General features: G+C 58.4%; 11 protein-coding genes. 3 read left to right on the forward strand and 8 right to left on the reverse strand.

Annotated features, from left to right (window positions below; all coding sequences use genetic code 11):
• Positions 1–82 precede the first annotated feature (82 nt).
• Entirely contained in the window at positions 83–2,674 is a 2,592-nt protein-coding gene (gene clpB, locus ACTO3O_RS03580; protein WP_297830101.1) for an ATP-dependent chaperone ClpB, read from the forward strand.
• A 101-nt stretch (positions 2,675–2,775) separates the two neighbouring features.
• Here clpB and ACTO3O_RS03585 read toward each other — a convergent pair whose 3' ends face one another.
• Positions 2,776–3,099, reverse strand: a complete 324-nt coding sequence (locus ACTO3O_RS03585; protein ID WP_297830103.1) for a hypothetical protein — start codon at positions 3,097–3,099, stop codon at positions 2,776–2,778.
• Positions 3,100–3,146: 47 nt separating this feature from the next.
• Positions 3,147–4,682 (reverse strand): glutamate--tRNA ligase, encoded by a 1,536-nt coding sequence (gltX, locus tag ACTO3O_RS03590; protein ID WP_297830105.1) that lies wholly within the window; start codon positions 4,680–4,682, stop codon positions 3,147–3,149.
• Between the two features lie 440 nt (positions 4,683–5,122).
• On the opposite strand from gltX, the gene ACTO3O_RS03595 reads away from it, so the two are divergent.
• Complete coding sequence (locus tag ACTO3O_RS03595; RefSeq protein WP_297831785.1) at positions 5,123–6,361, forward strand: 4Fe-4S binding protein; 1,239 nt, start codon at positions 5,123–5,125, stop codon at positions 6,359–6,361.
• A 75-nt stretch (positions 6,362–6,436) separates the two neighbouring features.
• On the opposite strand, the gene infB is transcribed toward ACTO3O_RS03595, so the two are convergent.
• From infB to ACTO3O_RS03620, 5 genes are all read right to left on the reverse strand, one after another.
• A complete protein-coding gene (gene infB / locus ACTO3O_RS03600) occupies positions 6,437–9,235 on the reverse strand; it encodes a translation initiation factor IF-2 (protein WP_482596466.1) in 2,799 nt (932 codons plus the stop codon).
• Positions 9,236–9,387: 152 nt separating this feature from the next.
• Positions 9,388–10,626, reverse strand: coding sequence for a transcription termination factor NusA (nusA, locus tag ACTO3O_RS03605; RefSeq protein ID WP_297627142.1), 1,239 nt, complete (start codon positions 10,624–10,626; stop codon positions 9,388–9,390).
• Between the two features lie 65 nt (positions 10,627–10,691).
• Positions 10,692–11,294: an LSm family protein gene (locus ACTO3O_RS03610; RefSeq protein ID WP_294591655.1), complete on the reverse strand. Its 603-nt coding sequence runs from the start codon at positions 11,292–11,294 to the stop codon at positions 10,692–10,694.
• Positions 11,295–11,434: 140 nt separating this feature from the next.
• A complete protein-coding gene (gene lpxA / locus ACTO3O_RS03615) occupies positions 11,435–12,238 on the reverse strand; it encodes an acyl-ACP--UDP-N-acetylglucosamine O-acyltransferase (protein WP_297831777.1) in 804 nt (267 codons plus the stop codon).
• Between the two features lie 21 nt (positions 12,239–12,259).
• Positions 12,260–13,654, reverse strand: a complete 1,395-nt coding sequence (locus ACTO3O_RS03620; RefSeq protein WP_297831775.1) for a bifunctional UDP-3-O-[3-hydroxymyristoyl] N-acetylglucosamine deacetylase/3-hydroxyacyl-ACP dehydratase — start codon at positions 13,652–13,654, stop codon at positions 12,260–12,262.
• Positions 13,655–13,773: 119 nt separating this feature from the next.
• Between ACTO3O_RS03620 and ACTO3O_RS03625 the strand changes: the two genes are divergently transcribed.
• Positions 13,774–14,718 (forward strand): energy transducer TonB family protein, encoded by a 945-nt coding sequence (locus tag ACTO3O_RS03625; RefSeq protein ID WP_297831771.1) that lies wholly within the window; start codon positions 13,774–13,776, stop codon positions 14,716–14,718.
• Between the two features lie 234 nt (positions 14,719–14,952).
• Here ACTO3O_RS03625 and ACTO3O_RS03630 read toward each other — a convergent pair.
• On the reverse strand, positions 14,953–15,214 hold a 262-nt coding region (locus ACTO3O_RS03630; RefSeq protein ID WP_482596469.1), incomplete at its 5' end, for a hypothetical protein.

Consider the following 15,214-nt stretch of genomic DNA (forward strand, 5'->3'; position numbering starts at 1 on the left):
AGGCACCCCTTTTTTGGCAGGAAGTTTGCAGGATTTAACGGGCAAATAACCGGAAATAATTATAAAATCTATAAACACCATTATGACAACCAGTAATTTAACCATCAAGGCGCAGGAGCTGCTCCAACAGGCGGTGAACCTCGCCGTCGCCGGCGGGCAGCAGGCTGTCGAACCGGCCCACATCCTGAGCGCCATGCTCCGCGAGGAGGACTCCATCGGCGTCTACCTGTTGGGCAAAGTGGGAGCCAATATGACCGCCTTGCGGACGGCTGTGCAGAACGATCTCTCGCGCCTGCCCAAAGTGCAGGGCGGCGAGCCCTACCTCTCCTCGGAGAGCAATCAGGTGATGCAGAAAGCCATGCAGGCCACCACGCAGTTCGGCGATAAATACGTTACGCCGGAACACATTCTGCTGGGGCTGGCCGAAGTGGGGCGACTGCTCAAGGACGCCGGCGTGACCGCCAAAGAGCTCTCCGCGGCGATTAAGGAGCTTCGCAAAGGGACGACTGTCGACAGCCAGACCAACGAACAGCAGTTCGACGCGCTGGGCAAGTATGCCATCAACCTGATCGAACAGGTGCGCAAAGGGAAACTCGACCCGGTGATCGGGCGCGACGAAGAGATCCGCCGCGTGCTCCAGATTCTGACCCGGCGCACGAAGAACAACCCGATTCTGGTCGGCGAGCCGGGGGTCGGGAAGACCGCCATCGCCGAGGGGCTGGCCCATCGGATCGTGGAGGGCGACGTACCGGAAAACCTGAAAGACAAACAGCTCTTTTCGCTCGATATGGGGGCCCTGATCGCCGGGGCCAAGTACAAAGGCGAGTTCGAAGAGCGGCTCAAAGCGGTGGTCAAAGAGGTGACCGATTCCGACGGCCAAATCATCCTCTTCATCGATGAAATCCATACCCTGGTCGGCGCTGGCGGCGGCGAAGGGGCGATGGACGCCGCCAATATCCTGAAACCGGCGTTGGCGCGGGGCGAACTGCGCTCGATCGGGGCGACGACGCTGGACGAGTACCAGAAGTATTTCGAAAAGGATAAGGCTCTGGAACGGCGGTTCCAGAAGGTGATGGTCGACGAGCCGAGTGTGCCCGATGCCATCTCGATCCTCCGCGGGCTGAAGGAGCGTTACGAAAATCACCACAAGGTGCGGATCAAAGACGAGGCGATCATCGCTTCGGTCGAGCTTTCGCACCGCTATATCACCTCTCGGTTCCTGCCGGACAAGGCGATCGACCTGATCGACGAGGCGGCTGCCAAGCTCCGTACCGAGATGAACTCTGTGCCCGAAGAGATCGACGAGCTCGACCGGCGGGTGCGGCAGCTCGAAATCGAACGCGAGGCGATTCGCCGGGAGAACGACGACAAGAAGGTGGAAGAGCTGACCCAGCAGATCGAAGAGCTCAATGCGCAGCGGAACTCGCTGCGGGCCAAGTGGCAGGGCGAGCGTGACATCATCGAGGGGATTCAGAAGGAGAAAGAGGCGATCGACAACTTCAAGATGGAGGCGGCCGACGCGGAACGGCGCGGCGACTACGGCCGGGTGGCCGAGCTGCGGTACGGCAAGATTCAGGAGTCGGAGAAGGAGATCGAACGGTTGCAGGCGCAGCTGGGCGAGAACCAGAACGACAATCCGATGATCAAAGAGGAGGTCGATGCCGAGGATATCGCCGGCGTGGTTTCGCGTTGGACGGGGATTCCGGTGAGCCGGATGCTGGCCAGCGAACGCGAAAAGCTCCTCTTCATGGAGGACGAGCTGCACAAACGGGTGATCGGTCAGGACGAGGCGATTCGGGCCATTTCGGATGCTGTGCGGCGTTCGCGGGCCGGGTTGCAGGATCCGCACAAACCGATCGGTTCGTTTATCTTCCTCGGGACGACCGGGGTGGGGAAGACCGAGCTGGCCAAGGCGTTGGCGGAATTCCTCTTCAACGACGCCAACCTGATGACGCGGATCGACATGAGCGAATACCAGGAGCGGCACAGCGTGTCGCGGTTGATCGGGGCGCCTCCGGGATACGTGGGCTACGACGAAGGGGGACAGCTGACGGAGGCGGTGCGGCGCAAGCCCTATTCGGTGGTGCTGCTCGACGAGATTGAAAAGGCTCATCCGGATGTCTTCAATATCCTGCTTCAGGTGCTGGACGATGGCCGGTTGACGGACAACAAGGGCCGGACGGTCGACTTCCGCAACACGATCATCATCATGACGTCGAACATCGGGTCGCACATCATCAATGAGCGGTTCGACGGGCTGAACGACAAGGAGATGGCGGCGGACAAACGGGACGGTATTATCGAGTCGACGAAGAACGAGCTGATGGATTTGCTGAAACAGACGATCCGTCCGGAGTTCCTGAACCGAATCGACGAGATCATCATGTTTCTGCCGTTGACGCTGACCGATGTGCGTCAGATCGTGACGCTCCAGATCAACTCCCTGACGCGGATGCTGGCCCAGAGCGGCATCGAGCTGGCGGTGAGCGATCGGGCGGTGGACTGGCTGGCCGAGGACGGGTTCGATCCGCAGTTCGGAGCACGGCCCATCAAGCGGTCGTTGCAGCGGAACTTGGTGAACGAGCTGTCCAAACAGATTCTGGGCGGTAAGGTGAACAAGGAGAAACCGGTGCTGGTCGACGCTTCGGAGGCGGGCTTGACCTTCTCGAACTAAACAGCGCCGAGGTATAAGAGAAGCGGGGGCGCAACTGTAACAACAGTTGCGCCCCCGCTTTTTGCATTTTCGACCGGTTCGTACTTGCCATCCCGTCCCGTTTATTCCGAGAGGCACCGCAGCTGATAACCGTAGGCCCGGCTCGTCGCGCTGCTGGGATTGAGGTACGTCACGCTGAAAAACAAGTACATGCCATTGGTACCGCCGACCGCGGAAGACCAGCTGTAACCGTTGCCGCCGACGGTGCTCAGCGCGCCCGTATCCCGACGGCGATAGCCCGGGGCGGGGTACCAGGCGAGCGGGGTTCCCTCGCCCGAGGTGCTTACCTTGTAGAGACGACCGTTGGTGGCCTTGTAATGACCGTCGCCGTACTTCTCACCTACGACGCCGTCCGAATAGTACGGGAACGTGCCGTTCAAAGGCACATCGGCATCCCGCGTAAAGTCAGACCCTATCGCCGGGTCGGACGACGCTACCCCAATATCTCGTGCGCCCGTTCGATCCGTCGCAGGAACTCTTCCCGGCCGATCAGCTCTGCGATGTCGAAGAGGTTCGCCCCCGTGCTCGACCCCACCAAGGCCAAACGCAAGGTATTCATTACTTTACCCATCGGCAATCCCTGCTCCTCGATCCACGCGTGCGCTTTCGCTTCGAGGTTCGGAGCCGTGAAGTCTTCGACCACCTCTAACTGCCGCCGCAGGTTCTGGAGGTGTTCCGGATTGTCGTCTTTCCAGAATTTCGCCACCGCTTTCGGGTCGTACTCCTGCGGAGCCTCGAAGAAGTAGGCGGCCAGCGGCCACAGATCGCCGATGAACGTCGCCCGCTCCTTGATCAATCCCGTAATGCGTTCCACTTTCGCCACCGGGATATCCCGATGACCGTGTGCCGCCAGCACGGGCAGAAAGAGCGCCGCCAGTTCCGCGTCCGACTTGTGATGGAGGTATTGCGCGTTGAACCACCGGGCCTTTTCCGGGTCGAACCGCGCTCCCGACTTGCTCACGCGTTCGAGCGAGAAGAGATCGATCAACTCCGGCATCGAGAGGATTTCCGAGTGGTCGTTCCCCGGATTCCACCCCAGCAGGGCCAGCAGGTTGACGAATGCTTCCGGGAAATAGCCGTCTTCGCGATATCCCCGTGCCCCTTCGCCGCCGTCCTGCGGTTTCCATTGCAGCGGGAAGACCGGAAATCCCAACTTGTCCCCGTCCCGCTTGCTGAGTTTGCCCCCGCCGGTCGGCTTCAGCAACAGCGGCAGGTGGGCGAACCGCGGCATCCGTTCCTCCCAGCCGAATGCCCGGTAGAGCATCACGTGCAGCGGCAGCGACGGCAGCCACTCTTCGCCTCGGATCACGTGGGTGATCTCCATCAGGTAGTCGTCCACGATGTTGGCTAAGTGGTAAGTGGGCAGCGCGTCTGCCGATTTGTACAGCACTTTGTCGTCCAGAGTCGAACTGTTGACCGTCACATGCCCCCGGATCATGTCGTCCATCTCGATGGTCTCTCCCTCCGGCATTTTGAACCGGATCGTCCACTGGTCGCCCCGCGCGATACGTGCCTTTACCTCCTCCTCAGGCAGGGCGATCGAGGTGGCTAATTTCGTCCGGACGGCATAATTGTAGGCGAAGGTCTCGCCCCGTTCTTCGTACTCTTTCCGAATGGCTTCCAGCTCTTCCGGGGTGTCGAAGGCATAGTATGCCCACCCGTCTTTGACTAACTGTTCGGCGTATTTGAGATAGATTTCGCGCCGTTCGCTCTGCCGGTAGGGGGCGTGCGGCCCGCCGACGCTCACTCCTTCGTCGATCTCGATGCCGCACCATTTCAGCGATTCGATGATGTATGCTTCGGCGCCGGGCACGAACCGATGAGAGTCGGTGTCTTCGATCCGCAACAAAAAAGAGCCGCTGTGCTGACGGGCGAAAAGGTAGTTGTACAAGGCGGTGCGCACGCCGCCCATATGCAATGGCCCGGTGGGGCTGGGGGCGAAACGAACTCGCACTGGTCTGTCGTTCATAGCTGGATTTTTCTTTTTTCGACTCACGAAAATACAAACTTTATTCCATTTCCGGGGAACGAAATGCTGCCGAAAAATCATTACATTTGTCAATATAGCGATTGCTTATCGTGCGTAGTTCTTTGTGCCTGCTGGAACCGTACCTTTCTTGAAAGAAAGGTACCCAAAGAACTTTTGCAGAGGTCGTCCCGGTGGGCCGACCACGGGTTCTTTCCGCCTCGTTCGTTGGGCTGAGATTTTCTCGGTGAGCGCGCTAATAATAAGGTTAACCCCCAAGCGCGCCACACCGAGAATCCAGCCCAACCAATCGGGCAGACACGGCCAGAGCATCCCGCAGGGATGCGCTCTGAAGTTTTTTTGGTTCTTTTTGTGAACAAAAAGAACAGTACCAGCCGGTATAAGAACCATGTGCAGATAAGGAATTGTTTTACGAAAAAGGAATGTCAGGTCACCTTCGGTATTGGCAGCATATTGTCAATAAGATCCCTAAGCTGTTGTTTTTGCTCGTCGTGCTTTATGCCCTGAGTGAGAACCGGGACGCCGTGTTCGGTCGTCAGGAGAGGGAAGTGGTGGCCCCCGAGGCTCCGACCCGTTTCGACTCGACCCTTGTCGCCCGGTTTTTCGAACACCCCGTTACATTGACCACCGACGACTCGGTGATGTACGAAGTGCGAACAGCCGAAGAGCCCCATGCCTTGTCCGGCTACCTGATCGCCGGTCGGCAGGAGCATAATACGACTCGGGGATTCGGCGGGCCGGTCTCTGTGGTGATTTTTTTGGACAGAGAGATGATTATCCGGGGCGTGAGAATGTTGCCTAATAACGAGACCCCGCGTTTCGTGCGGCGGCTGGCCGAAGCCCGATTTTTGGAGCAGTGGAACGGGCGCCATCTGTATGATCGGATTCCCGACGTAGACGCTTTGTCGGGGGCTACCCATACCTCGCAGGCCGTGATTGCCGATGTGAATAAGACCCTGGCCGCGTTGCTCCGGCGGGAACCGAAAAACCGGTCGTGGGACTTCGTAACCAACTATTTGGGCGAGTTTGCCATGCTGTTCGTGACCATCATGTCGCTGGCCTGCTTTCTGTCGCCCGAGACGACGCGGAAAATCAGAATCCCGTTGCTGGTGCTTTCGGTGGCCGTGCTGGGGATTTGGCAGGGAGCTTTCGTGTCGCTGAGCTTGTTGTACAACTGGCTGCTTTTCGATGCCTCCTCCATTGCGCGGTTCGGGACGCTCGCGGTCGTGCTGACGGCGGTATTGATACCGCTGTTTACCAACCGGGATTTTTATTGCGCCTATCTGTGTCCTTTCGGTGCGGCGCAGGAGTTGGCGGGAAAGCTTTGGCCCGGGAAACGACCGATTCCGAAACCGGTCTTGAAGGGAGCGCGGTGGGGCCGACGTTTACTGCTGGCGGCTATCGTCGGATTGTTGATCCTCCGGCCGCGGTTCGAACTGGCCGATATCGAGCCGTTCACGGCTTTTTTGATCCGAGCGGCGGCTACTTCGTCGATCGTATTGGCTGGAATCGGGCTCGGGGCGTCGCTCTTTTTCCACCGTCCGTGGTGTCGGGTGGTGTGTCCGACGGGCGAATTGCTCGCTATTTTGCGTCGCCGGCTGCGGTATCCGAAGCTCCGAGAGCGGCGGCGGGACGATGAGTCGGAGGATCGAACCGTATAAAAGTTCAAGAAAGAAAAAGAGCGTGGGGTGAAGAAATTCTCTTCGCCCCACGCTCTTTGAATGAATAAGGAGAGCCTACGACAACTTCCGCGCCACTTCCACCTGCTCGTACCCCTCGATAATATCCCCCACCTTGATGTCGTTGTAGTTCTCGATGTTCAAACCGCACTCCATGTTCGGCCCGACCTCCTTGACATCGTCCTTGAACCGCTTGAGCGAACCCAGTTTGCCGGTGTAGACCACGATCCCGTCGCGAATCACCCGTATCAAGGTATTCCGCGTAATCTTTCCTTCCCGCACCAGACACCCTGCGACAGTCCCCACTTTCGTAATCTTGAAGACTTCCATGACTTCCACCGAGCAGACGATCTCTTCTCGGGTCTCCGGCGCCAGCATCCCCTCGATCGCATCCTTGATCTCGTTGATGGCGTCGTAGATGATGGAGTAGAGGCGAATCTCGATCTCTTCCTTCTCGGCCAGCTTCCGTGCCGATGCCGAAGGACGCACCTGGAACCCGATAATCACGGCGTTCGAAGCCGCAGCCAGCAAAATATCGCTCTCCGAAATCGGCCCCACAGCTTTGTGGATCACGTTCACCTGTACCTCCTCGGTCGAAAGTTTCACCAACGAGTCGGTCAGCGCCTCGATGGAGCCGTCCACGTCCCCCTTGATAATGACGTTCAACTCCTTGAAGTTCCCCACCGCAATGCGTCGCCCGATCTCGTCCAGCGTAATATGCTTCTGTGTCCTGAGGCCCTGCATCCGCTGCAACTGTTCACGTTTGTTAGCGATCTCGCGCGCAGCTTTGTCGTCTTCCATGACGTTGAAGTTGTCGCCCGCCTGCGGCGCGCCGTTGAGACCCAACACCAAAACCGGTGTCGCCGGCCCCGCTTCGGTCACTTTCTGTCCCCGTTCGTTGAACATGGCTTTGACCCTCCCCGAGTATGTCCCCGAGAGCATCACATCGCCGATGCGCAGCGTTCCGGAGCTCACCAGTACGGTCGCGACGTATCCCCGTCCCTTGTCGAGCGACGATTCGACGACCGTCCCTGACGCCCGCCGGTTGGGATTGGCTTTCAGGTCGAGCAGTTCCGCCTCCAGCAAGACCTTCTCCAACAATTTGTCGACATTGGTCCCTTTCTTTGCCGCCACGTCCTGAGACTGGTATTTCCCGCCCCATTCTTCGACGAGGTAGTTCATGTTGGCCAGCTCTTCTTTGATCTTTTCCGGATTGGCGTTCGGTTTGTCGATCTTGTTGATGGCAAATACGATAGGCACCCCTGCCGCCTGCGCGTGGTTGATCGCCTCTACCGTTTGCGGCATGACGCTGTCGTCCGCGGCGATGATAATGATGGCCACGTCCGTCACCTTCGCCCCCCGGGCACGCATCGCGGTAAACGCCTCGTGCCCCGGCGTATCGAGGAAAGTGATCCGCCGTCCATCCTCCATCTTCACACTATATGCCCCGATATGCTGGGTAATCCCCCCCGCTTCGCCCTCGATCACGTTGGTTTTCCGGATGTAGTCCAAAAGCGACGTCTTCCCGTGGTCGACGTGCCCCATGACCGTGACGATCGGCGGCCGCGGCAGCAAGTCTTCCGGTTTATCCTCCTCTTCGACAATGGCTTCCTGAATATCCACCGTTACGAATTCGACCTTGTAGCCGAACTCTTCGGCCACGATCACCAAAGCCTCGGCATCCAGCCGCTGGTTGATCGAGACCATCAGCCCGAGGTTCATACAAGCGGTGATGACATCCGTCACCGAAACGTCCATCATCGTCGCCAACTCGCTCACGGTCACGAATTCCGTCACCTTGAGGATCGATTTTTCGCGTTCCTGCTGCTCCATCTCTTCGGCCATCCGTCCGTGGATCGCCTCGCGCTTATCGCGCCGATACTTCGCACTCTTGCTCCCCTTGCCTTTGCTGGTGAGCCGCGCCAAGGTCTCTTTGATCTGCTTCTGTACGTCTTCGTCGCTCACCTCCTGCCGCACTACCGGCTGCTTGCCGCCCCGGCCTTTCCGCCCGCCGCCGGCATTCGCATTCCCGCCGAACCGTCCGCCGGCATTATTCCCTCCACGACCACCGTTGGCTCCCTGTCCATGCACCGTCGCCGGACGCGAAGTCCCCGGGGTATTCGCCACGTCGACTTTCCCTTTCTTGATCCGGTTGCGTTTCCCGCCGCGTCCCCGCTCATAGGTGGTCGGCAGTTCGATCTTTCCGACGATCTTCGGCCCGGCCAGACGATTGGCATCGTCATTGGCGCGGAATACTTCCGGCTCTTTCTTCTCTTCGTTCGTCGTGGGTTTTACGTCAGGTGTCGATGCGACCGGTGTCTCGACCTGTGTTTGTACCGGTTTCGGCTCCGGTGAAACCGGAGCGGCCGGCGTCTTCGCCGCCTCCGCCTTAACAACGGGCACCGGTTCCGGCTCCGGCTGTTTCACTGCCGGTTTTTCAACCGCAGCAGTCGTCGCCGATTCGTTTTTCGCCGGTGTCGCCGTTTTTTTCTTCGGCCCGTTCAGGTCGAGTTTCCCGACCACTTTCGGCCCGCTCAAAGTCTCGACCGGCGTAGCGAAGACCGTAGCTCCTGTGTTTTTCTTCTTGGTCTCCGTGCCGACAGATTCGTCTCCCGCTGCGGCAGTCGTGTTGGGCGCAGCATTGTCGTGCAGCGATACGCTCTCGCGCACGGGTTTGATTTTCTCGCGAATGTCGATTTTCTGCACGCTCTTCCCTCCGAACTCGTTCCGCACGAGTTCGACGGCTTTCGGATCGAGAATGGTGCTGGGCCCGTGTTCCACCTTGAATCCTTTCTTTTCCAGAAATTCCACGATGGTTCCCTGCCCCACGTTATACTCGCGTGCGACGCCGCTCAATCTGACTTTTGTCTGTTTCTCTGCTGCCATGTATCTGTCTTTCCTCTTTTTGATGTGCACCGGCTTGTCGGCCCGGCTGCCTTAAAATCCGTTTTCTGTCCGTCCGCCTCGGTGCGTGCGAAATCCCGCTCGACTCGAAGAAGGGGAGGGGATTACTCGAATTCGCTCCGCAAAATCCGGAGTACTTCCTGAATGGTCTCCATTTCGAGGTCGGTTCGCTTGGCCAGGTCTTCCGCGTTCTGTGCCAGCACCCGTTTAGCGGTGTCGAGGCCGATCTTCTTGAACTGGTCGATGATCCAGGGTTCGATTTCGTCGGTGAATTCGGCCAGGTCGACGTCTTCTTCATCCTCCTCGCTGGTTTCGCGATAGACGTCGATGTCGTATCCCGTCAGCATGCTGGCCAACCGGATATTCAGGCCGCCTTTCCCGATAGCGAGCGAAATTTCGCTCGGTTTGAGGTGTACTTCCGCCGTCTTGGTCTCCTCGTTGATGTCGATCGAGAGCACTTTCGCCGGATTCAGCGCGCGCTGGATCATCAGGCTCGGATTAGCCGTGTAGCTCACCACGTCAATATTCTCGTTCCGCAGCTCTTTGACGATCCCGTAGATTCTCGATCCCTTGACCCCCACGCAAGCGCCCACCGGGTCGATCCGTTCGTCATAGGATTCCACCGCCACCTTGGCCCGCTCGCCCGGAATCCGCACGATTTTCTTGATGGTGATCAAACCGTCGAAGATTTCCGGCACTTCGAGCTCGAACAACCGTTCGAGGAACTCCGGCGCCGTCCGCGACAGAATGATTTTCGGGCTGTTATTGATCATCTCGACTTTCGAGACAATGGCCCGAATCGTATCTCCTTTGCGGAAGAAGTCGCTCGGGATCTGTTCCGCCTTGGGCAGCAACAGTTCGTTGTCTTCGTCATCGAGCACCAGGATTTCGCGTTTCCAAACCTGATACACCTCGCCGGTAATGATCTCGCCCACCCGCTCCGTATATTTCTGGAACAAATTGGCTTTTTCCAAATCCGTAATCCGCGAAGCGAGGTTCTGCCGAATCGCGAGGACGCTGCGCCGTCCGAAGTCCGAGAATTTGACTTCGGTAGCCACCTCTTCGCCCACTTCATACGTCGGGTCGATCTTCCGGGCATCGGTCAGGCTGATCTGGGTGTTTTCGTCCAGCACGTCGCCGTCTTCCATCACCAGCCGATTCCGCCAGATTTCGAAGTCGCCGCTTTCGGTGTTGATGATGATGTCGAAGTTTTCGTCCGATCCGTAGGTCTTGACCAGCATGTTCCGGAAGACGTCTTCCAGCACGCTCACCATGGTGGCGCGGTCGATATTCTTGAGTTCCTTGAATTCGGCGAATGTGTTAATCAGATTTATCGTTTCCATCGCTCTTTTCTGCGTCCGCGCCGCGGTTCGGCGGGATATTTAGGTTGTTTTTGAATGCTTGATCGTTATTTGAAGTCGAAGTGCTCGCTTACGGCTTTCGTATCTGCCAATCGGATCTGTTCGCGGTGTTCGACGTCGGTTTTCCGTTTCTTCCCCGGCACGAGCTCTTTCACGGTATAAGCCACTTCGATCGCCGACGGAGCATCCGCCCCATCATCCGAGGAGTCGTAGCCGATGCCGCACAAAACCGCGCCCGTCAGTTTTTTCCCGTCTTTGAAAAGCACATCCACGCGCGGCAAATCGCCTCCATCCTTTAAAGATGCCTGCCGGATGAGTTTCTGGTATTGCCGTCCCAGTTTCAGCGGCTGTCCCAGCCCTGCCGACATGACGGTGAGCTGGCAGTCCCATCCTTCGCCGTATTCCGCCTCCAGCCGGGCCGTCACCTCCCGGTTCAGTAACGCGCAGTCGTCGATCCCGACCCCCCGCATCCGTCCCTCGTCATCCGCCCCGTCGCAATCCATCGTCACGGTGATTTCGTCGATCCCTCCCGCACTGTTCTCCCGACACGCGAGTTCAACGATGAAGAACCCCCGCTCTCCCCAAGCAGAACCCTCCCCCTCGATGGTCGAGCGAATCAGTTCCCGTATAGCTGTCCTGGTATCCGTCATTTTCGTTTCGTCCCGCATAATAAACAGAAAACGGAGGTCAAACACCCCCGTTTCCGAAATCTCACCTACGAGCAAAACGCTCGTAACGATGCAAATGTAAGCAATATTATGCGTTCAAACAAATTAAGTCGGCAAAAAAGCTACTCTTCGTCCTGATCTTTCATCCGCGGCTGGTACGGTTTGATAACGCCCCGCTTCGACCCCGCAAAGAAGTCCAGCATCTCTTTCCGCGCCTCCGAATCGGGCAGCTGCTCTTCCAGCAACCCGCAAGCTTTTCCGTAAGAATACCCGTTCTGGAACATGATCCGGCAGATGTTCATAATCTCCTCGATCTGTCTGGCGTCGAATCCCCTCCGCCGCAGTCCGATGGTGTTCACCCCCACGTACGATGCCGGATAGTGCGCTGCCTTGATGAACGGCGGAATGTCTTTGCCGACCATCGTCCCGCCGCTGGTCATGGCGTGTTTCCCGACGCGACAGAACTGGTGGATCGCCGTATGTCCCCCCAGAATCACCCAGTCGTCTAGTTCGACCTCTCCCGCCAGCGAGACGTTGTTGGCCAGAATGCAATGATCGCCCACCACGCAGTCGTGTCCCACATGCGCGTAAGCCATGATCAGCGTATCGCTCCCCACGATCGTCGTATTCTTCGCCGCTGTCCCCCGATTGACCGTAGCGCATTCGCGGATCATCGTCCTGTCGCCGATAACGGCGGTGGTCTCCTCTCCCCTGAACTTGAGGTCCTGCGGAATTCCGGCAATCACCGCCCCGCTGAAGATCCGGCAGTCGCGACCGATCACCGCTCCGTCGTTAATCACCGCGTTCGGCCCGATCCACGTGCCGTCCCCGATGGTCACCTTGCCGGCGATGTATGCAAAAGGTTCCACGGTCACATTGTTGCCCAGTTTCGCGTCCGGGTGGACGTAGGCGAGAGGATGTATCATATTCGAAAAGCGTGTCTGAGATTATTTGTTTTTGGTCACGAGCGCCATGAGTTGCGCCTCGGTCGCCAGCGACCCCCGCACGTATGCCCGTGCGTCCATCTTGACGATCCCGCGCCGGATCGGCTCCGAGAGCCGCAGCTCGAACTGGAGCGTATCCCCCGGCACCACTTTTTGCCGGTATTTCACTCCGTCGATCGTCATGAAGTAGGTCGAGTAATTTTCCGGATCCGGCACGGTGCTCAAGGCCAGAATCCCGCCGCACTGGGCCATCGCTTCGACGATCAAAACCCCCGGCATCACCGGTTCGTCCGGGAAGTGCCCTACGAAGAACGGTTCGTTCATCGTCACGTTCTTGATCCCCACCACCGACTCTTCGGTGATGTGGATGATTTTGTCCACCAACAGGAACGGCGGCCGGTGCGGCAGCATCGCTTTGATCTGGTTGATGTCGTACAGCGGCTCGATGTTCGGGTTGTATTTGAAGGTCGGTTTATCTGCGTCGCGTTTGATGTGTTTCCGCAGCAGTTTGGCGAACTCCGTATTGGCTTTGTGTCCCGGCCGCGTGGCGAAAATCCGCCCCTTGAGCCTGATCCCCACCAATGCCAGGTCGCCCAGCAGATCCAGCAGTTTGTGACGGGCGATTTCGTTGTCGAAGTGCAGGTCGAGGTTGTTGAGATACCCCTGCCGATCCGCTGAAATCCCCTCGCGTCCGAACAGTTTGCCGATCTGCGCCGCCTTGTCCGCCGAAACGGGTTGTTCGACGATGACGATGGCGTTGTCCAAGTCCCCTCCGCGAATCAGATTGTTCTGAATCAGCGGTTCGATTTCGTGCAGGAAAACGAATGTCCGGCTCGGCGCCACCACTTCCGCAAAGTCTTCGCTTTCAGCAAACACGGCGTATTGCTGTCCCACCACTTTGGAGCCGAAATCGACGTTCACCACCGCCGAAAATGTATCATCCGGGTAAGCGATAATCTCTGTCGTATTATTCTCTCCGGAGCTGAGGACGGTTTTTTCCGAAATTTCGTAGTATTTCCGGTTTTGTGCCTGTTCCACGATCCCCGCCTGGCGAATGAGTTTCACCCACGGCATCGCCGAACCGTCTGCGATCGGCACCTCGCCGCCGTCCACCTCCACCAGGGCGTTGTCCACGCCGCATCCCCACAAAGCCGCCATCAGGTGTTCGACCGTCGAAACGGTCGCTTCGCCCTTCTTCAACACCGTGCTGCGCGAAGTCTGGGCCACGTTTTCCGCCACCGCGTCGATCGTCGGCCGCCCGTCGAGGTCCGTCCGGCAGAATTTGATTCCGTGTCCTTCCGCCGCCGGCAGTATCGTCAGGTTTACGGTCGCGCCCGTATGCAATCCTTTGCCGGAGAAAGAGCAGGCTCCCGCGAGCGTTTGTTGTTTTTCCGTCATCGTTTTCGGTTCGTTTATTGCGGGCAAAGATAGAAAAATTCTCGTATATTCTACTTGTCGGTCTGTCGTTCGCCCGGCGGTTCGCCGCTTTGTCGAAAATGATTAACTTTGTCGTTCAAATGGCTACACCTCCAAACAGACACCCGGCCGATCGGGCCGGTCGCACTGCGCGCGCGACGGCTCCGCAGCGCTCTTCTCAGGCGACGAAACGGGGGCCGGGAACGGTTCCTTCCGCTCCGCCGCGTCGGGTTCCGCCCGGCGGCGGACGGCGCGAGCGGATGGCGCTGCCGTTCGATCCGCGTCGGCGCAGGACGGATGCGGGCGAATGGGTCTATCGTCACCGGGTCGGACTGCTGGTGACGGTGGTGCTCTATCTGATTGCGGCCATCCTGTTCGTCTCCTATAAAATCATCGTGCTCGAAAATCCGACGACTACGATGTATATCGACCTGGTCGATCCGAACGAGCCGGAGGAACCGAAACCGGAATTGGAAGAGCCGAAACCGGAGCCGATTCGTCGGTTGGAGGCGAATTACGAACCGGTTTCGAATCGCATATCGGATCAGAATGCGAAGATGGACGCTTCGTTGCGGGATGACCGGGGGACGCGGGTGGATCAGTTGATGGAGGAGGCGGAGCGGGTACAGCGGGAGTTGGAGGCGGGGCAGCAGGCTTTCCGGTCGGGGATGGACGAGTTGGCCGAGATGTCGAAACGGAGCCGGATGCCGAAATCCTCTTCGTCGCAGGTCAAGCTGGAGGGCGGGTCTGAACGGAAGACGGTGAAGGTGCAGGGGAATGTGACGGTGTCGTATAATTTGGCGGGTCGGTATGCGACTTATCTGCATGTGCCGGCTTATCAGTGTCGCGAAGGGGGGACGGTGGTGGTCGGGATTACGGTGAACCGGGAGGGCGAGGTGACGAGTGCTGCGGTGGAGCAGGCTTCGCCGGGAGATTGCATCGCGGAACGGGCGGTGCAGGCGGCTCGGGCATCGCGATTCAATGCGGATGCCAGTGCGGCGGATCGGCAGCGGGGGACGATTACTTATGTCTTCGTCGCGCAGTAGATTTGGTTGTGGCTGGGCCGAGGTCTTGTGCATGCGGTTATACCCGGCCAGCGCATCCCTTTAGGGATGCGCTCTAAAGTTTGGCTTCGCCTTCCTCCTCGCCGCTCGGCATTTGCAAACTATGTTTGCATTGCCCTAACTGGCAGCGTCGGTTTTCTGGTTCTCTTTGTTCACAAAGAGAACAGTTCGAGGCAGGGCAAAACTCAACCGCGCGCCGTCGCCTAAAGAAGCGATTCAGCTATTTCGGCGGTAGCCGAATATAGATGAATCGCGCAGGCGCACGAAAAACTCGACTTCGCGCGAAAACTCCGTCACCCGCCCGCTTAAAGAGGGCATATTCTGCCGGTTGGCACTCGGCCAATCCGGCGAGAATTGCCGCGGGCGACGGAAAATGCGGCGGAGCGAAAGCGGAGCCGCAGTGAGGCGGACACGGGACGGAGAACTGGGCTCTGCTTTGGGCGGTGCTTTTGCGACCTTTAGGTCGCCGTCCTCGGCG

This window comes from Rikenella sp. (assembly GCF_056799795.1).